15 protein-coding genes are annotated in these 18891 nt (G+C 66.6%); 8 read left to right on the top strand and 7 right to left on the bottom strand.

Annotated features, from left to right (window positions below; all coding sequences use genetic code 11):
• Positions 1-25: 25 nt before the first annotated feature.
• Positions 26-1990, top strand: coding sequence for a CocE/NonD family hydrolase (locus tag IHE49_RS00320; RefSeq protein ID WP_192153841.1), 1965 nt, complete (start codon positions 26-28; stop codon positions 1988-1990).
• A gap of 167 nt (positions 1991-2157) precedes the next feature.
• On the opposite strand, the gene IHE49_RS00315 is transcribed toward IHE49_RS00320, so the two are convergent.
• Positions 2158-2931 carry a SapC family protein gene (locus tag IHE49_RS00315; RefSeq protein WP_192153839.1) on the bottom strand — a complete coding sequence of 258 codons (774 nt, stop codon included), beginning with the start codon at positions 2929-2931 and terminating at the stop codon, positions 2158-2160.
• 251 nt (positions 2932-3182) lie between these two features.
• Between IHE49_RS00315 and IHE49_RS00310 the strand changes: the two genes are divergently transcribed.
• From IHE49_RS00310 to IHE49_RS00290, 5 genes are all read left to right on the top strand, one after another.
• Positions 3183-3782, top strand: coding sequence for an HNH endonuclease (locus IHE49_RS00310; protein WP_192153837.1), 600 nt, complete (start codon positions 3183-3185; stop codon positions 3780-3782).
• Positions 3783-3846: 64 nt separating this feature from the next.
• Positions 3847-5739 (top strand): 1-deoxy-D-xylulose-5-phosphate synthase, encoded by a 1893-nt coding sequence (dxs, locus tag IHE49_RS00305; RefSeq protein ID WP_192153835.1) that lies wholly within the window; start codon positions 3847-3849, stop codon positions 5737-5739.
• 476 nt (positions 5740-6215) lie between these two features.
• Complete coding sequence (locus IHE49_RS00300; RefSeq protein ID WP_192153833.1) at positions 6216-6554, top strand: BON domain-containing protein; 339 nt, start codon at positions 6216-6218, stop codon at positions 6552-6554.
• A gap of 27 nt (positions 6555-6581) precedes the next feature.
• Positions 6582-6779 (top strand): CsbD family protein, encoded by a 198-nt coding sequence (locus tag IHE49_RS00295; RefSeq protein WP_192153831.1) that lies wholly within the window; start codon positions 6582-6584, stop codon positions 6777-6779.
• Positions 6780-6920: 141 nt separating this feature from the next.
• Complete coding sequence (locus IHE49_RS00290) at positions 6921-7085, top strand: DUF1328 domain-containing protein (RefSeq protein ID WP_192153829.1); 165 nt, start codon at positions 6921-6923, stop codon at positions 7083-7085.
• A gap of 222 nt (positions 7086-7307) precedes the next feature.
• Here the strand turns inward: IHE49_RS00290 and prmC are convergent, their stop codons facing one another.
• The 4 genes from prmC to IHE49_RS00270 form a co-directional block, all read right to left on the bottom strand.
• A complete protein-coding gene (gene prmC / locus IHE49_RS00285) occupies positions 7308-8138 on the bottom strand; it encodes a peptide chain release factor N(5)-glutamine methyltransferase (RefSeq protein ID WP_192153827.1) in 831 nt (276 codons plus the stop codon).
• Positions 8131-12216, bottom strand: coding sequence for a hypothetical protein (locus tag IHE49_RS00280; RefSeq protein WP_192153825.1), 4086 nt, complete (start codon positions 12214-12216; stop codon positions 8131-8133). The genes prmC and IHE49_RS00280 overlap by 8 nt, the downstream gene beginning before the upstream one ends.
• 51 nt (positions 12217-12267) lie before the next feature.
• On the bottom strand, positions 12268-13227 hold the full coding sequence (locus IHE49_RS00275; protein ID WP_192153823.1) for a hypothetical protein: 960 nt from the start codon (positions 13225-13227) through the stop codon (positions 12268-12270).
• Positions 13228-13398: 171 nt separating this feature from the next.
• Positions 13399-16080 (bottom strand): M1 family metallopeptidase, encoded by a 2682-nt coding sequence (locus IHE49_RS00270; RefSeq protein WP_192153821.1) that lies wholly within the window; start codon positions 16078-16080, stop codon positions 13399-13401.
• Positions 16081-16233: 153 nt separating this feature from the next.
• Between IHE49_RS00270 and oxyR the strand changes: the two genes are divergently transcribed.
• Positions 16234-17184, top strand: a complete 951-nt coding sequence (gene oxyR, locus IHE49_RS00265; RefSeq protein WP_192153819.1) for a DNA-binding transcriptional regulator OxyR — start codon at positions 16234-16236, stop codon at positions 17182-17184.
• Between the two features lie 38 nt (positions 17185-17222).
• Positions 17223-17867: a hypothetical protein gene (locus IHE49_RS00260; protein ID WP_192153817.1), complete on the top strand. Its 645-nt coding sequence runs from the start codon at positions 17223-17225 to the stop codon at positions 17865-17867.
• Positions 17868-18037: 170 nt separating this feature from the next.
• Here the strand turns inward: IHE49_RS00260 and IHE49_RS00255 are convergent, their stop codons facing one another.
• Both IHE49_RS00255 and IHE49_RS00250 read right to left on the bottom strand, forming a co-directional pair.
• Positions 18038-18613 carry an adenine phosphoribosyltransferase gene (locus tag IHE49_RS00255; protein WP_192153815.1) on the bottom strand — a complete coding sequence of 192 codons (576 nt, stop codon included), beginning with the start codon at positions 18611-18613 and terminating at the stop codon, positions 18038-18040.
• Positions 18571-18849, bottom strand: coding sequence for a DUF2007 domain-containing protein (locus tag IHE49_RS00250; protein ID WP_192153813.1), 279 nt, complete (start codon positions 18847-18849; stop codon positions 18571-18573). The genes IHE49_RS00255 and IHE49_RS00250 overlap by 43 nt, the downstream gene beginning before the upstream one ends.
• Positions 18850-18891 lie beyond the last annotated feature (42 nt).

The following is an 18891-nucleotide window of genomic DNA, read 5'->3' as shown; positions in this document are numbered from 1 at the left end:
ACTTCATCCAGGGGGAATCGATGCCATGACGCCACGCCGTATCGCCGCGGGCCTGAAGACCACGTTGCTTGCCGCCCTGCTTGCCGCCAGCAGCGCCCTCCCCGCAACGGATGCGCCACAGGCCAAGTATCCCGACTATCCCAGCGAGACGCCGGCCAGCTTCAAGCCTGCCACCGGCAGCTTCGACTACGTCGAGCGCGACGTGATGATCACGATGCGCGACGGCGTGAAGCTCAACACCGTGATCCTGATCCCCAGGGGCGCGAAGCACGCCGGCATCGTGCTCACCCGCACGCCCTACGACGCGCACCAGCTCACCCACAACCTCATGAGCGGCCACCTCGAACCGCTGCTGGAGGGCTACGACAACGCCGCCGACGTGATCGTGGAGGACGGCTACATCCGCGTGATCCAGGACATCCGTGGCAAATACGGCTCCGAGGGAGACTACGTGATGAACCGCCCGGTGCATGGGCCGCTCAACCCCACGCCGGTGGACGACGCCACCGACACCTACGACACCATCGACTGGCTGGTGAAGCACATCCCCGAATCGAACGGCAAGGTCGCCACCATCGGTATCTCCTACGACGGCTTCGAGCCGCTGATGTCATTGGTGCATCCGCATCCCGCGTTGAAGGCGGCGGTGCCGATGAACCCGATGGTGGACGGCTGGATGGGCGACGACTGGTTCCACCACGGCGCCTTCCGCGCGCAGAACCTCAGCTACATCTACGAGCAGGAGGCCACTCGCGACAACACCGCGAAATGGTGGACCAGCTTCCACGACGAATACGACCTGTTCATGCATTACGGCTCCGTCGGCGCGATGGGCGATGCCTACGGCATGCGGCAGCTCGGCTTCTGGAACAAGCTGGTGGCGCATCCCGCCTACGACGCGTTCTGGAGCCAGCAGGCGATGGACAAGGTGCTTGCCGATCAGCCGCTGACCGTGCCGGTAATGCTGGTGCACAGCCTGTGGGACCAGGAGGACATCTACGGCGCGCTGGCCGTGTATCGCGCGATCAAGCCGAAGGACACCAGCGACGACATGGTGAAGCTGGTGATGGGCCCGTGGCACCACGGCCAGGAGATCGAGGAAGGCAGCTCGCTGGGCGCGATCCGCTTCGGCAGCGACACCGCGAAATACTTCCGCGAGCACATCCTGCGCCCCTTCCTTGCGCAATATCTCAAGGACGGCGCGCCGAAGGCCGGCCTCGCTCCGGTCACCGCCTTCCAGACCGGCACCGACCAGTGGCAGCGACTGGATCGCTGGCCGCTGTCATGCGACAGCGGCTGCACCGCCAAGAGCCAGGCGCTGTACCTGCAATCGGGAATGCAACTCGGCTTCGACCCACCATCGGGCAGCAACGCCTACGACGAATACGTCTCCGATCCTGCGCACCCGGTGCCGTTCCGCGCGCGGCCGATCCAGCCGGTCGGCTACGACAACGGCCTCACCTGGCCGGAATGGCTGGTGGACGACCAGCGCGAAGCCTCCGGCCGTACCGACGTGCTTACCTACGAAACAGCGCCACTGGACAAGCCGCTGACCATCGCCGGCGTGCCCGAGGTAAACCTGGTCGCCTCCACCAGCGGCACCGACAGCGACTGGGTGGTGAAGCTGATCGACGTGTATCCGGATCAGGTGGCCGAGCAGCCGGCGATGGGCGGCTACCAGCTTGCCGTGGCGATGGACATCTTCCGCGGCCGTTACCGCACCGGCTACGACAAACCGGGGCCGCTCGCCGCCAACCAGCCGCTGGCCTACCGTTTCGACCTGCCTGCCGCCAACCACGTGTTCCTGCCCGGCCACCGCATCATGGTGCAGGTGCAATCGAGCTGGTTCCCGCTGTACGACCGCAACCCGCAGACCTTCGTCCCCAACATCCTGCTCGCCAAACCGGCGGATTACGTGAAAGCCACCCAGCGGATCTACCACGCGCCGGGCGAAGCCAGTTACATCGGGCTGCCGGTGGTGGCGAACTGATCCCGGCAAGCGCTTCGCGCTGCCGCCGACCTTCAGGCCATTGAAAAGTGCGGCCAGGGATGGCCGCCCGCTTGATCTTCACGATCAGGGACGATCGCAAAAGCAAGCGCCGCGACAGTCGCCTGTCGCGGCGCTTTTTTTCAGGCGTGCAAGACGCCCGGACAGGCTCAGTTCCTGGAAGCGCCCACTTCGCCATCCTCGCGTTCGCCCAGACGCTGGCCCAGGCGATCGAGGTTGTTCATCGAGATCAGGTGCGCGTAGATCCAGCCGAGGACGCCTTCACGCACGAATTCCTGCGCGGTCTTCTCGTCGAGCTGGCGCAGCTTTTCCTCGTTGACCACGAACATGCCATTGAGGTTGATCACCTGGCCCTGGCCGTCCGGCGTGCCCTTGCGCATGCTGATGTTGCGCGACTCCAGCAGGTCGTGCTTGCGCAGTTGGTCCATGAACCAGCGGGTACGCGCCACGTGCTGCTGGAACTCGCCGAGGAAACCCACGGCGCGGCTCAGCATTTCGGTGTCGCTGCCGTCCTCGTTGAACAGGCGGTCGCCCTCGGTGGCGTTGAAACCCTCGTAGCCCTCGTCGAGGAAGACGGCGAAATCATCGCCCTCCTGACCGGCCGGCTTCTCGGCCAGCACGAACGGGTAGCGGCGCACGAAGGCCGGGACGTAGGCGCCCGGCAGCCACTGGCCATTGGCGTCGACGAACAGATTCTCGTTCTGGCGCAGGCCCAGCAGGGCCACCGGGCCGGCGGAAGCGAGGTCGTTGCCGGCGAACACGATTGGCATGTCGCGCGCAGCCAAAGCAAATTCCACGCCGGTGAGCGGCACGGAATGGGCGTCCAGCGCGAACTTCATGTTCGGGATCGGCTTCAGGCGCAGATCCTTGTGTGCATTGCGGTTGAGCGGCACCGGGCGCTCGTAGAAAAGAACTTCAGCCACGTCATTACCTCTGCCCCGCCGTGCCGGGGTTGCCACCATCGGCCCCCCCTCCCAAACCCGGCGTCGGGTCTGCAAACGAACAATCACTATATCAGCGCCCGTGGCCGGCCGCGAATGCCCGGCATGGAGCTATCTGATTGAGCCAAGGGCCTATTTGCGTGCGTTTGCAACAAATTTTGTTCTATGCTCGGGTGCATCCGAGCACCGTTGCATGGTTGCCGCGCTCTTTCTCGTAAGGAAGGACGAACTGCATGCTGATGGAAGTCGCCAGCCGGGCCGACCTGCATTCGACCCGCGTGCTGTCGCTGGACGCCGCCGGCCGCATCCTTGACTGGATCAGCTGGCAGGACGCCGCGTGTCTCTACGTGCGCGGCGCAGTGGCGTGGACGCTGGGCGATCCCTGCCTCACCGTGCACGGCGGCCACAATCGCGCCCTGGGTGTGCAGAGCCAGCTCGACCTGCATCCCATCATCGCCAGCACCGGCCACTGCCACGAACACGCGATCGATCCGGCCCCTGCGCTCACCAACAGCGCGCTGTTCGCCCGCGACCGCCACCTGTGCCTGTATTGCGGCCAGCACTTCAGCCGTGGCGACCTCACCCGTGACCACGTGCAGCCGGTATCCAAGGGCGGTCGCGACGAATGGGAGAACGTGGTCAGCGCCTGCCTCGCCTGCAACCTCAGGAAGAGCAACCGTACCCCGCAGCAAGCCCACATGCCGTTGCTGGCCGTGCCGTACCGGCCCAGTTGGGTGGAGCACCTGATCCTCTCCAACCGCAACATCCTGAGTGACCAGATGGACTTCCTGGTCAGCCACCTGCCGCGCGACCGGCGCCAGACGATGGGCTGAACCGCCCCATCACGGCCAGCCCCTCGCCCTTGCCCCGCCCCGCCATCGGGCCAACAATAGGCGGATGAAAGATCCTGCACATTACCCCCACCTGGCAGCCATCGAGTCGCCGGCCGATCTGCGCCGCGTTCCCGACGATGAGCTGCCCGCCGTCGCCGACGAGCTGCGCCAGTACCTGATCGAGGCGGTGGCCAGTTCCGGCGGCCACTTCGGTGCGGGCCTGGGCGTGGTGGAACTCACCGTGGCGCTGCACCACGTGTTCGATACGCCCACCGATCGGCTGGTGTGGGACGTGGGCCACCAGTGCTACCCGCACAAGATCCTCACCGGCCGGCGCGACCGCATCACCACGATCAAGAAGAAGGATGGTCTCGCCCCGTTCCCGCGCCGCGAGGAAAGCGAGTACGACACTTTCGGCGTGGGCCACTCGTCCACCTCGATCTCGGCCGCGCTGGGCATGGCCATCGCCGCGCAGCGCAAGGGCGACCCGCGCAAGTTCGTGGCGGTGATCGGCGACGGTGCGATGACCGCCGGCATGGCGTTCGAGGCGCTGAACCACGGCGGCGACGTCGAGCCGAACATGCTGGTGGTGTTCAACGACAACGGCATGTCGATCAGCGAGAACGTGGGCGCGATGACCCGCATGATGTCGCGCGCGCTGGCCAGCCGTCGCTTGAACGCGGTACGCGAACGCGCCAAGCGGGCCATCCCGAAACAGTCCTTCGCCGGCCGCTTCTTCAAGCGCTGGGAAGAACACGCCAAGGGCATGTTCGTGCCTTCGACGCTGTTCGAGGAACTGGGCTTCCACTACACCGGCCCCATCGACGGCCACAACATCCCGCAACTGCTGGCTGCGTTGCGCACGGTGAAGAACCTGCCCGGCCCGCAGCTGCTGCACGTGGTCACCACCAAGGGCAAGGGCTACGCGCCCGCCGAGCAGGCGCAGATCGAATACCACGCCGTGGGCCCGTTCGATCCCGAAGCGGGCCTGGTGAAGAAGAACGCGCCTTCCAGGCCCACCTACACCGACATCTTCAGCGCCTGGCTGTGCGACCAGGCCGCTGCCGACGAACGCCTGCTGGGCATCACGCCCGCGATGCGCGAAGGCTCCGGCCTGGTCCGCTTTTCGAAGGAATACCCGGAGCGCTATTTCGACGTGGCCATCGCCGAGCAGCATGCGGTGACGCTGGCTGCGGGTATGGCCTGCGAAGGCGCCAAGCCGGTGGTGGCGATCTACTCCACCTTCCTGCAGCGCGCCTACGATCAGGCCATCCACGACGTGGCGCTGCAGAGCCTCGACGTCACCTTCGCCATCGACCGCGCCGGCGTGGTCGGCCCGGACGGCGCCACGCATGCGGGAAGTTTCGATCTCAGCTTCCTGCGCTGCCTGCCCAACATGGTGATCATGGCGCCGGCGGACGAGAACGAGTGCCGCATGATGCTCAGCACCGGCTTTCACTACGCCGGACCTGCCGCGATCCGCTACCCGCGCGGCACCGGCCCGGGCATCGCCATCCGCACCGAGCTCGACACCCTGCCGATCGGCAAAGCCGAGTTGCGCCGCCGCGGCCATGGCATCGCCCTGCTCAGCTTTGGCGCGATGCTTTCCCCGACGACGGAAATCGCTGCGGAACTGGACGCCACCCTCGTCAACATGCGCTTCGTGAAGCCATTGGACGAAGCACTGATCGTGGAACTCGCCAAGACCCACGACGCCTTCGTCACCTTGGAAGACAACGCCATCGCGGGCGGCGCAGGCTCCGCGGTAGCCGAATGCCTCGCCGCGCACGGCATCGTGAAGCCGATCCTGCACCTCGGTCTTCCGGACGTCTATCTGGAACACGGCAGCCGCGAGGAAGTGCTCACCATGGCCGGCCTCGACCTACCCGGCATCCGCCGCGCCATCCACGCACGCTTCCCGCAGCTGTGCGTCGGCAGCCTCGCCAGCGCAGGCTAGAAGCCCGGCAAACCAAGACGCGGCGCCGGCAACGGCGCCTCGCGGGTGTCGAAACACCGCGTGGCTTCACGCCTGTCGCCGACGGCCGCATCCGGCGATCGCATTGACGCCTTTCGGCGGTTAATCGCGTGTCGATGCACGGATGGCATGGCGTGGCCCGTTGCCGCAACCACAGCGATACGTCCCATAGCACCGCAACGGATCTCCCGTAATCCGGACGCCGTGCGTGCGTGGCGTCGATCTCGATGGGCCTTTCGCGCATGAATGCCGCTTGGCCCACTCGACGAATAATTCACCCGAACCTAACTCCCCGCCTTCTATCACTGAAGCCGTCCCGCTTTGCTGTGCGCGCAAAGCGGGCATTCGCAAAGCGGCGCGATGCCTCCGACCACGATGCCTCCGACATTGCATCGCCACGGTTCATAGGGCCGCTTTTCATGCCGCCGGAAAATCCACTTTCGAAACGCGAGGTCATCATGAAAACCACAGCCGTCCTGCCAGCCCTGGCTTTTTCAGTTGCCATCGCTCTGGGTTCGTTCGCCGGCACGGCGCAAGCGCAAGACAGGCCGGTCAGCGACCACTCCAGCACCATGAGCCAAGCCGGCGGCGATACCTGGATCACCACCAAGGTGAAAACCGAGCTGGCAACCACCAAGGGAGTCCCCAGCAAAGAAATTTCCGTCAATACAGTCGATGGCGTAGTCACCCTCACCGGCGTGCTTCCCACCAAGATCACAGTGAACAAAGCGGTGGCCGCGGCCAAGAGCATCAAGGGCGTGAAGAGCGTCGATGCCTCGGGCCTGAAAGTGAAGTAACCCATTTCCCGATACGGAGAATTCCTGATGAACGAAGACAAGCTGAAGGGCCAGTGGAAACAGCTTCACGGCAAACTCAAATCCCGCTGGAGCAAGCTGACCGACGACGACGTCGGTGTGGCCAACGGCAACGCCGAGTATCTCGTCGGAAAACTGCAGGAGCGCTATGGCATTGCCAAGGACGAGGCGATGAAACAGCTGCGGGACTTCAATTCCGGCCTGTGATGCAAGCCTTTGCTTCGCGGTGCCAGAGAGAACAGGCGGCCCTCGGCCGTCTCCATAAAGCCTCTCGAGTTGCCGGCATGAATGGGCATACATCCACGATTACGGTATCGAAACCTGCTTGATGTGCCACAGGAGAAAATCATGCTCTATTACGCAATCGTCTTTCTGATCATCGCGCTGATTGCCGGCTTCTTCGGATTTTTCGGCATCGCCGGCCTCGCCGCGAGCATCGCCAAGATCCTGTTCGTCGTCTTCATCATCCTGTTCATCCTGTCGCTGATCTTCGGGCGCCGCCGACCACTCTGACGAAAACCACTGCGTCTGGCGATCGTCATCCCCGACGAATCGCGGAAAGCCGCCGTCCCGGCACACACCGGGACGGCGGCTTTTTCATGTCACATCTTCGCGCCGGCAGCACGGAAATCAGGATCGCGCCGGCCGCATTAGCTCTCGTATGCGCGCCATCGGCGCCGAACCGCGCATCGGAATATGCAGCGCCGTGCAGAACTCAGATCACATCGCCCGGAATCAGTCGCGCACTTTCCTTCCACCGCTCACCCGATCGCGTGCTTCCAGATCCTGCGCCGTGAACACCTGCGCATAGCCTGCCGCACGCAGCAGCGCACTGGCAGCGTCGCCCTGGTCCCAGCCGTGCTCGAACAGCAGCCAGCCGCCGGCTTCGAGATGGGCGGGCGCACCGGCAACGATGCGGCGGATGTCGTCCAGGCCATCCGCGCCCGACGCCAAGGCCGCAGCCGGTTCGTAGCGCAAATCGCCTTCAGCGAGATGCCGATCGGCCGCCTCGATGTAGGGCGGGTTGGAAACGATCAGTTCAAAACGCTCGCCCGCCAGCGGCGCCAGCCAGTCGCCCTGAGCGAAGCGCACGTTGGCGATACCGAGCCGCTGCGCGTTGTGGCGCGCTACCACCAGCGCAGCGGCACTCGCATCGGTGGCGACGACTTGCACCTGCGGGCGTTCGCTGGCGATGGCCAACGCAATCGCACCGCTGCCGGTGCCGAGGTCGGCCACGCGAGCTGCCGCATCGCGCGGCAGCCGCTCCAGCGCCAGTTCCACCAGCAGCTCGGTTTCCGGTCGCGGAATCAAGGTGGCGGGCGTCACCTCCAGCTCCAGCGTCCAGAAGCCCCGGCGGCCGGTGAGGTAGGCCACCGGCTCGCCTGCCGCGCGTCGCGCGACCAAGGTATCGAAGGCCGTCTGGACGTCCCTATCCGGAACATCGTCAGCATGCGCGAACAGCCAGCTGCGCGGCCTTCCGAGCGCGTGCAGCAGCAACGCTTCGGCATCAGCGCGCTCGCCCAGCCGTTCCACCGCGGTCGCCAGCATTTCGCGCACGTCAGACATGCGGCGGCTCTTCCGGTGCCGACGACAACGGTGGCGGCGTCACATCCGGCCTGGACTCCCTGCGGCGCCAGTAGCCGCCATGAGTCCACGCTGCAAATGCCCATTGCAACCAGCCGATCAAGGCGAAGGCCAGCCACAGCGCCCAGGCCAGCATGGCCAGCTTGTAGAACCACATCGATATGCTGAGCACGCCGGCGGCGGGCAAAGCGCCGTCGCTCTGGTCGGCGAACCAGCGCAGTTGCCACGCATCGGAGCCGTTGCCGGCCACGTGCATGTCCGGCACGCCGAGCAGGCCCTTGGGCACGGCGGCGACCAGCACGGCCAGCGCCAGCACGGTGAGCATGGCGAGTCCGAGTTGCGCGAGGTTGAAGCGCGCCGCAGGCAGCTGTTCTGCGGGCGCCCAGCGCGCGCGCAGGCCGGTCAGGACCAGCCACACCACCACCAGCGCGAACGCGCCCCATGCGAAGGCGGAGAAACCCAGCCCCAGCAGCAGCCAGTGGTGGAAGCGCAGCGGTGTGGGCGCATGGCGGCCGAGCAGCCACGCGACGAGCAGCAACACCGCCAGTTGTGACCAGTACATCACCGCCGGCCCGGTGGTCGGGCCCCATGTCCACAGTACCCAGCGATCCTGCGGCAGGTCGAGTTCGCTGCCGATGTTCGCCACCGGCGCATCCAGCGCGAACGGCGACGCAGCGATGCGCACAGCGGCGCCGTGCGGCACGCGCAACCGCACGCTGTAGTCGTGTGCGCCAGGCAACAGCGGCAGGCCGAGCTTGCCATTGCGCACGGCCAGGCTCACCGGCTCACTGTCGCGGCTTGCTTCAAGCAACTCCGCACCCGCCGGCAATGTGATCGCGTGTTCGCCGCCACGCGTGCTGCGCGCCTTGAGCGTGACCGTGGTTTCCGTGCTGCGTTCACCCACCTTGCTCTGCACGTCGACATCGTCGAAGGCGAGGCTTCCGCCGTCGATCGCCGCAGGCTGACTGAAGCTGAGCTGCAGCGTTTCGCCGGGCAACGGCTGAAAGCGCAGACCCGTGTCGCTGGCACTGGTCGGTACGCCCTGCGCATCGACGTGCCACATCGGCGCAGCCACGACTTCCCACACCTCGGCGCGCTCGCCCAGCCCCGGCGCCGCCAGCGCGAGTCTGGCCGCGTGATCCAGCCGGCTGGTCCAGCGCACTTGCCGGCTGCCCGCGTTGAAGGTGACGTCGATGCGTCCGTTTTTCACCAGTGCGCCATCGCCCTGTGGATGTTCGCCCGGCAGCAACGGCAGGCTGAGACTGAAGCCGCCATTCGCGGGCGCGATGCGCTCGACCGTGTTCTCCACCTGCCAGTCCACACCCAGCAGCAGGCGACGGGTCAGCCGCACGTAGGGCGGGAAGTCCTGTGCGGCCACCGCCTGCACGCCGTTGTCGGCAACACGCTCGCGTTGCAATGTGAGGCTGTCGCCCAGCAGGCGGCCACCATCCACTCCATCCAGCGACCAACCCTGCCCGCTGAACACCACGAGTTGCGGGCGCAGCGTGAAGTTCAGGCTGGCACTGTCCACCATGCCGATGCGATAGCGCAGGCCAACACGATGCACACCGCGGTCGAGACGCAGCAGCGCGTCGTCGCCATCGCGGACCAGCGCAGCGGGATGGCCGTCCACGCTGGCGTCGAGCAATTGCAGCGCGGCATCGGGCTGCGGCAGCGGCAAGGCCACCGTCGCTCCGGTGTGCACGTCCAGCGCCATGTCCAGCGTGTCGCCGCTGACCTGCAATTGCGCCTGCGCCACGCTGGCGCAATCGGGTGCGCACTTCGGTGCTTCGGTGAGGCGGGACCTCAGCTGTTCCAGCAACTGCTGGCTGGGCAGGCTCTGTGCATGCGAAGCCGACGGCAGCAGCGCAATGGCCAGCAGCAGCGCACCGGCCGCATCCACGCCGCGCGCGGCAGGCCAAGCGACGTGCCATGGACGCAAGCTGCCGAGCAGCTTCGCGAGCAGCGCACCCAGCAGGGCGACCATCACCACGCGCAACAGCCGCAACAGCCAGCGCGGCGCAATCAGCAGGCGCATGGTTTGTTCGGGGCTCACCGGACCCGACCAGCCCAGCTGGTAGTCGTTGCCCTGATCCCAGCTCGGCGTGCCTGAGCCAGCCTGGATCGGGCTGCGGCTGTCGAAACCATCGGGGGCGGGGCTTTGCAAGGCACTCGCAGTCACGATGACGGAAGAAAGAACCTGAGGGGAAGGCTGCCTTGGTGCCACAGGTTCAGCCAACGACGGCGATTCCGCGGGCGACGGCGGCGGCGGTGCGGGAGATCCTTCCACTGGCGGTTGTGCGGCTTGCGCCACGATTCCCGACGGGGGCTGGACAAACTGCACTTGCACGACTGGCCCGCTCTCCAACTGCGGATGCAAGGCGTACTGCAATTGCGACGCGGCAAACGGCAGGCTCCACAGCACCGCCAGCGCGAACACTGCGATGGCGACACCGCGCACCGCGGCATGCAAGCGCCCGCCCGGCAAAGCGCGCAGCAGCAACGCCAGCATCAACACCACGGCCAGCGTCCACAGCGGCGCGCCATCTTCGTGGCGCCCCAATGCGAGATACAGCGCCGCCAGCAACGCCCAGCGCCAGCCGAGCAGGCGACCGGCCAACAAAGCGACCAGCGCGAGCACGAACAGGTCGAGCAAACTCCACCGCGCCACCCACGTATCCGGTGCGCGATCCGCACCGGGCGCCGCGATCAGGCGATAGCCGAAGGGCAAATGCAGGTTGGCGTCGATGTTTTCCAGCGGCAGTTGCCAGCCGGAGCTTGGGATCGTGCCGCCGTGCAAGGGCAAGCGCAGGCCGGCATCCAGATCAAGTCTTCGTGTGCGCAATTCGATGCCGCTCCTGCCGTCGCTATCCCTGCTGACCAGCAGCGGCGTACCGCCCTCGCTGGCGCGCTGCAGTTGCCACGGCGCGGTCGTGTCCAACCGTCGACGGTGGCGCAGTTCGCCAGTGAGATGGTCGGCCGCGCGCAGGCCACCGCCGTCGAAATCCAGCCACATTTCGCGTTGCAGGCGAATCTGGTCGCCCTTGCCGCCTTCGTCGCCGCGCGTGCCTGCGGCGATGGTCAGGCCCATGTCGTCGTCCAGCGCGAATGCGGGCAGGTCGCCCCAGTCACCAGGCACACCGGAATGCGCGGCGTCGATGCCCCGCCCTTCGGCACGGCTGCCGCGCAACGCGGGGTCGTCGCGATAGCTCCAGATTTCCTGCCGCGGCCACGGCGCGGCAGGCAGTCTCAGCGCCACCTTTTCCAGCGGCGCAGTGGCGCGCGCATTCAGGGTCAGCAGCCAGTGCCCGGAACGCAGTTGCACGCGCAAGCGGCCGTCACTTTCCAGCCGCGCCGGCAAGTCGCCATCGAGCGCCGTGGCGACGAAGCCTGCGGGCAAGGCGGGACCCAGCACGACTTCGCGCGGGCTGCCGGCCACGTCCAGCTGCAATTGCGTCTGCAGCGTGTCCGGCAGACCATCGTCGAGCTTACGGTAGACGCGAAGCGACAAGGCATCGGCGGCGCGTTGCGCGGCGGCGGCTTCGCCCAGCGTGAGCTCATCGCCGTTGCGCTCGACGCGCGACACCGCCGCGCCATCCAGACTCAGCGCGACGATGCCGATTTCCGCCGGCACACGCAGGCGCGCGGGACGCTCAGCCCACGGCAGCGTGCCGCGCAATTGGTAGTCGCCGGGAGGCAACCACAGCATCGGATACCCCTCGTGCTGCAACACCACAGCGGCCTGGTTGTTCGACGTCACCGACTGCGGCCAGGCGTGTCCGTCTCCCGGCAATGCCACCCAGCTCGGCGCGTCCACGTGCACGTCGAGGCTGAAGCGCGCACCATCCTTGCCTGCGTCCAGTGCCAGCCGGCCGGGCCACGCGCACTGGTAGCTGTCCGGATCCGGCGACTGGTTGGCGAGGAAGGGGCAGGCGTACTGTGGTACGTCATGCAGCACCCAACCCTGCCAGTCGCGCAATGGCGGCGGCACGTCCTGCGCGTGCAACGGCGCAGCCACCAACAAGCCAAGCCCCAAGCATCCGATCAGTCGAGCGAGCATCCCCATCTCCCTGTGCCTACATGGCCGGCACAGTGTAAGGAATCGCGGCGGTCAGGATTCGGATACGGCAAGCACGCAGTCGTCTGCCCCGAAGCTGCGACAGCAGACGGGGAAAATCGACAGCCCTTGTGGAGCGATCGCGTGTGCCAGCAGCCCCTCGAGGAAGCCGCTGTAGAAGCTGCAGCCGGAATGGCCGCCTTCCGCGCATAGGGGACTGTGGCGTATGTGCAACTGGCCGTCCTGCAGGTCGACCTCGACGATGCCCTGCAAGGCGGGCGCCCCAATGGCGGCAAGCGCGGCAGGGAGTGTCTGCTTGCCACGCTGGGCATGTTCCCGTGCATGCAGCCACGCGCCGACCCGCTGCCCCGCCAGTTGCAGCGAGGATTCGCGTGCGCCTGCGGCCACCTTGCGGTCCAGCGCCAGCAGGTTGGGCATGATGCGCGGATAGTCGTATTCCAGCGAGGCCAGGGCTTTGTCGACGGCCATCACGTCGGCTTCCAGCACCTCCACCTCGATGAAGGGTGCAGGCGGCGGTTCCGCCGGCGCCGGTGCGGGCGCGCGCTGATGCACCACAATGAACTCATCGAACGACTCCGGCGGCGCAGGTTCGGGGGCCTGCACAGTCGGCTTGACGGCGGCGGGCGCCGGCTCAGCTTCGGCAACCGCAGCAACCTCTTCCACCGGCTTTTCCACCGTCTCGGGCTCGGGTGCAGGTGGCGGCACATAGTTGGAAACGGTCTTGTTGGTGGCGGCGAAATGCTCGCGCTGCTCGCCTTCCACGACGCCATGCAGCTCGAAGCTGACCAGACGGTCGCAGGTCGCCAGCGCCGCACGCAACGCGCGCTTCTTGAACCACGAGCCGCGCACGATCATGGAGAGCAGGGTTCCGTGCGGATCCTGCACCGACCGTTGCCGCACCAACGTGTAGCCGCAGGTGCCGGCCAGTCGACCAACCTCGATGAGCAGGCCCTCGCGTTGCAACGCGAGCGCCTGGATTTCCAGCTCGATCATGCGTCCCCCTGTAGACGATGTCGGTGGGTTGAATGGACGGCCATGCTACGACAACCGCGACGGCAATACCTTGCCAGACGTCGCACCGAACGGATGCACACCCAGCGGCATTGCCAATAACTGCAAGCCCCGCCGTGGCGGGGCTTGCAGTCATCCGGAGCACGAGGCCGGTCAGTGCGTGATCGAGGCCGGATCCTGCTTGGCGGTCAATGCCGCGCACAGTTCGATGGACTCAGTGGTCTGCGCCAGGCCGCGCGCGATGCCGGCGGCATCGTTGATGCGCGGCTGGAAGAACGCCTGCAGGCGTTGCGCCTCGCCGGTGGAGCAACCGCCGCCGCCCGCCAGCATCGGCAGGAAGCCGCCGGCAAAGCTGCCGGTGCGCGCGAGGATCTGCGAGTAGTGACCGTTGAACCACGACCACATCGCGTCGCGCTGGGCTTGCGTATCCCGGCCCGAGCGCAGCAGCGAAGCCATCTCACCCACCTTCACCGGCTTGCTCAGGGCGAAGTCGCGCACCTGCTCGGCCAGCGCGGGATCCTCGACACTGGCCAGGCCGCCGAGCATGCCATTGCGCGAGGCCGGGTCGCTGGTCTGCGGCAGCTCGGCGATCAAGGCATCCACCGCGCTCTTGCCTTGCGTCTGCACCGCGACGCCCAGCGCATCGCCGAGCAGGTCCGGGTTGGCGGCGGCGAGGTTCAAGCGGCCATCGGTGTTCTTCTGCAGCGCGGCTTCGCCCTGCTTGAGCAGTTCCGCGCGTACTTCCGGCAGCTTGTAGTCGAGGCCCAGCGCCGCGGCCAGCGTGCTGCGCAGCAGGGAATCGTCATCCGACTCGCCAGCCTTGCGCTGGTAACCCAGGGCTTCGAGCCTGGGCAGGTAGGCGGCCTTCACCCAATCCGCAATGCGCGCGCGCTGGGCGTCGGTCTTGGCCACGTGGTGGTAGATCCATTCGAGCTGACCCAGCGGCGCGGTGGCCACCTGGCTGGTCTTGGATTCGGTGAGCGGCTTGAGCGCGGCGAGCACCTGGCCAGCGTCGAGGTCGCCGTGCTCGAAACTGGCGTTGATGGCATCGGCGTAGGCCAATTGCTCGGTGTCGCTGAGCTTGGCGACCTCCTTGGTCAGCGCATCCAGCTCGCTCTTGTCGAGGCTGAAGCGGTAATAGCCGGCGGCGTTCGCGTTCGGCATCACCCAGGTGGGGTTGCTGGCGCCCGGCAGCGCCACCGAGCCGGTGGCCTTGTCGAGCATTTCGCAGGCCACCTTGCTGCCATCGGCGGTGCCGTAGCGCACGCACACCGGGATGCCCCAGATGCGCTGGCTGTCGCCGCGGCTGCCCAGCGGCAGGTAACGGCTCTGCTTGAGCGTAAGCACGGTCTGGCCGTTCTTCTGCTCCAGCGCGGTCTGCACATAAGGCACGCCGGACTGGTCGAGGAAGCTCTTGAACGCGTGCTTGAAGTCGTCGCCCTTGCCCGCGGCAGTGGCGATGGCATTGACCAAGTCGTCGGCATCCGCGTTGCCGAACTTGTGCGCCTCGATGTAAGCGTGCATGCCCTTCTGGAAGGTCTTGTCGCCCACGTAGTTCTCGAACATGCCGATCACCGAGGCACCCTTCTGGTAGGTGATGCCGTCGAAGGCGGTCATGATGTCGCCGTTGCCGGTGATCGGCTGGCGGATGCTGCGCGCGCTGACCAGGCTGTCGTTGGCCATCGCACCCTGCGCGCCGCGCACGCGGTCGAGGTCGGCGCGGTATTCGGGGTGGACTTCCTCGGTGACCTTCTCCTGCATCCAGGTGGCGAAGGCCTCGTTGAGCCAGATGTCGTTCCACCAGGCCAGTGTCACGGTGTCGCCGGTCCACTGGTGGGCCAGTTCGTGCGCGGTGACGTTGAACGAGCCGCGCACGTTGCGCGCCGGCGAATCCTTGTCGAGCAGCAGCAGCCAGTCGCGGAAGGTGACCAGGCCCGCGTTCTCCATCGCGCCCGCGGAGAAGTCAGGCGCGGCGAGCACGTCCAGCTTGTCCCACGGGTAACCGAAGCCGTAGTAGTTCTCCAGCGCGTGGATGATGCTCGGCGTCTCGGAGATCACGTGGCTCATGCGGTGCGCCTCGCCGGCGGCGGCGATGCCGCGCAGCGGCAGCGGCTTGCTGCGATAGGCATCGGGCGAGATTTCCGCGGTCGGCGTGATGTCCCAGGGACCCACGCCGAAGGCCACGAGGTAGGTGGGCAGCGGCAGGGTCTGCGCGAAGGTCACCGTCTTCCAGCCCTGGCCGGCTGGCTTTTCGCTCACCTGCTGCGTGTTCGCCACCGCAACCTGGCTGTCGGGCAGAGTGATGGAAATATCGAACGGCGTCTTGAAACCGGGTTCGTCGAAGCTCGGGAAGGCGAAGCGCGCGCTGATCGGCTCCATCTGCGTCATCGCATAGGGCTGGCCCTTGGCGGTGACCTTGTAGAGGCCCTGCAACTGTGCGTTGAGCGGAGCGGTGTAGTCGAACTTCAGCGTGATTTCGCCGGCCGGCAAGGTGCTGCCGAAATCCACGCGGACCACGCCGGCCTTGGGGTCGGCTTCCACGTACTTCGCGTCGTGCGCCTTGCCCGCCGCATCCGTCACCGTCACCTTCGACACTTTGAGCTCGGCGCCATCCAGCCACATATGATCGGATGCCTGCGCGAGCTTCACCTTGATCGTGGTGGTACCGGAGAAATCGGTTTGCGCCGGGTCCACCTTGAACGCGATCCGATAGGACTGCGGCACGGCCCACGCCGGCAGGCGGCCCGCAGGCACCTGGTCCGCGGAAGCCGCGAAAGCCATGCCGCAACTGGCGGCCAGCGCGGTGAGCAGAAGGGGACGAAGATGACGGCGCATGGCGTTTTCCCATCGGGTGAGGTGACCCCGCACGCTAGGTCCGGCATGACTTTCCACACAGTGCCATAAGGCATGCGTGCAGCCTTGCTTGCGCCGGCCAATCCAATGGCTAACATCACATTCCATAGTCCATGTCTATGACAAGAGCCCGCGATGAACCTGCGCGACCTGCACTATCTCGTGGCGCTTGCCGAGCAGCGCCATTTCGGCCGTGCGGCAGAGGCCTGCTTCGTCAGTCAGCCCACGCTGTCCACGCAGATCAAGAAGCTGGAGGAAGAACTGGGCGTGGCCCTGGTGGAACGCACGCCGCGCAAGGTGCTGCTCACCGACGTGGGCCGCGAAATCGTCGCGCGCGCGCGCGACGTGATCAACGAGGTGGAACAGATCAAGGGCATCGCACGGCGTACGCTGGATCCCGAATCCGGCACGGTGCGGCTGGGCATCTTCCCCACCCTCGGCCCTTACCTGCTGCCGCATGTGGTGCCGCGCATGCGTGAACGCTTTCCGCGACTGGAACTGCTGCTGGTCGAGGAGAAAACCGAGGAAGTGCTGCGCCGCCTGCGCGAAGGCCGACTCGACGCCGGCATCCTTGCCTTGCCCGTGCACGACGAAAGCCTGCACACGGAGTTCCTGTTCGAGGAGCCGTTCCTGCTCGCCGTGCCGCAATCGCATCCCCTGGCGAAGCGACCCTCGCTGAAGCTGACCGACCTGAGCGACCAGAACCTGTTGCTGCTGGAGGATGGCCACTGCCTGCGCGACCAGGCGCTGGAAGTCTGCCAGCTCGCCGGCGCGGGCGAGAAAAGCGGCTTTCGCGCCACCAGCCTGGAAACCCTGCGCCAGATGGTGGCCGCCGAAGTCGGCATCACCCTGCTGCCCACGCTGGCGGTGAAGCCGCCGGTGGCGCAGGCGCCGAACCTGCGCCTGATCGAGTTCCGCGGCAGCCACCCGCCCAGCCGCCGCATCGCGATGCTCTGGCGCAAGAGTTCCGCCATGGGCGGCTTCCTCAAGCAGCTCGCCGCCGTGGTCCGCGAACTGCCTAAGGGCCTGCTGGATCCGCGTGACGTTGTCACGCCTGCAAGCGCAAAGCGCACAGCATCGGCATGACAATGCACGCACGACGGCCTTCCCGGGAGCTCGACTGAATGCGCCGCGACCGGCTCTCCCCTTGGCTCATCGCCGCCCTGCTGCTTGTACTCTGGGGCGGCTGGTCGTGGTGGCACATGCGGCCACTGCATCCCGGGCCGGGTGAACTTGCTCCTGACGATCCCGTGCAGACAGCGCTGGATACGCCGATGGAGCCCATCCATTTCGGCGACTTCACGCTCACCCCGCGCGCGAAGTTCGACCTCGTGGCGCGCGTGCTGTCCACCGAGCACTATCGCTTCGATGCCGGTGCAGCACTGGTGCCGGAGGATTTCGCGTTCGGCTGGGGCCGCATGTCCGACAGCGCGATCCTGAAAGACATCGACATCTCGCAATCCGGTCGCTTCTATTACTGGAGCGTGCGGCAATTTCCGATACCGCGCCGCGAAATCGAAACACACAGCGCCAACATGCACCTGATCCCCGCCGACGTGGGCGTGCGTCGCGCACTGGGACGCATACGCGTGGGGCAAGTGGTGGCGCTGGATGGTTTCCTTGTGGACGCGGACCGTGCGGGCGGATGGCATTGGCGCACGTCGATGACGCGCGACGATACCGGCGACGGGGCATGCGAATTGTTCTATGTCACGACGGTCGATTCACCCGTGGACCAGACCGATCCGGCCCCGCCCAGTTCCGAATAGCCATCGGGGTATTGCGATAAGTAATACCGATTCCGCCACCGGGCCATGTGAAGCCGAGGCGGCGACGCAATCCGAGACGGACGGTGCCTCACGACTCCTCGTGGCCCGATAGCGCCGCAGGGAACATACGCGGACCAGGATTCGACACCCCGTTGCGCTGCGCCTTGCGATCAGTATCGCAACAGGGCGTGCAATGGCCGCTCGCCCATCCAGCGCTCGCGGCCACGAAGCGCCTCCAGCTCGATGAGCACCGACGCGCCCACCACGTCGCCGCCGAAACGCGCCACCAGCGCCTGCGCGGCGGCGAGCGTGCCTCCGGTGGCCAGCACATCGTCCACCAGCAGCACGCGCGTGTCCGGCGCAATCGCGTCGCTGCGCGCCTCCAGCCGGTCGCTGCCGTATTCCAGTTGATAGTCCACCGCCAGCACCGGCGGCGGCAGCTTGCCTGGCTTGCGCAGCGGCACGAAGCCCGCGCCCAGCGCTTGCGCCAGTGCAGCGCCGAAGATGAAGCCGCGCGCCTCGATGCCGCATACCGCCTGCACGCCGGCATCGCGCCACGGTAAGGCCAGCGCGGCAACGCAGTCGGCGAAGCCTTGCGCGTCGGCCAGCAGCGGCGTGACGTCGCGGAACAGCACGCCGGGCTTGGGGAAGTCAGCCACGGCGCGGATCAATGCGGCGAATGGGGGCCTCGCGTCTTCCACGGTCAGCAAGGCACGCCCACCGGCAGGCCGGGATCGTCGTCCCATTCGCGCAACGCCTCGCGCGCTTCGGTCAGTTGCGCCTCGACCTCACGCACGATGCCTTCGGCGGTTTCCACGCCGGAGTCGGGCACCATCACCGCAAGGTAATCCAGCGCCGGCAACTGACCCACGCCGCCGGTGAGGTACTCGCCGGCGATGAAGGCGGGGATCTGCGCATGCTCCAGCGCATCCTTCACCAGATGCGCATCGAACAGGTTTTCGGCGCGATAAACGGTATGCATGGTTGCACGCTAGCCCCGCCGCGCGCCTACGGCAAGCCTGCG

The sequence above is a fragment of the Rhodanobacter sp. 7MK24 genome (assembly GCF_014842995.1).
In the GTDB taxonomy this organism is placed as follows: domain Bacteria; phylum Pseudomonadota; class Gammaproteobacteria; order Xanthomonadales; family Rhodanobacteraceae; genus Rhodanobacter_A.
This window is presented reverse-complemented; position numbering and strand designations above follow the sequence as displayed.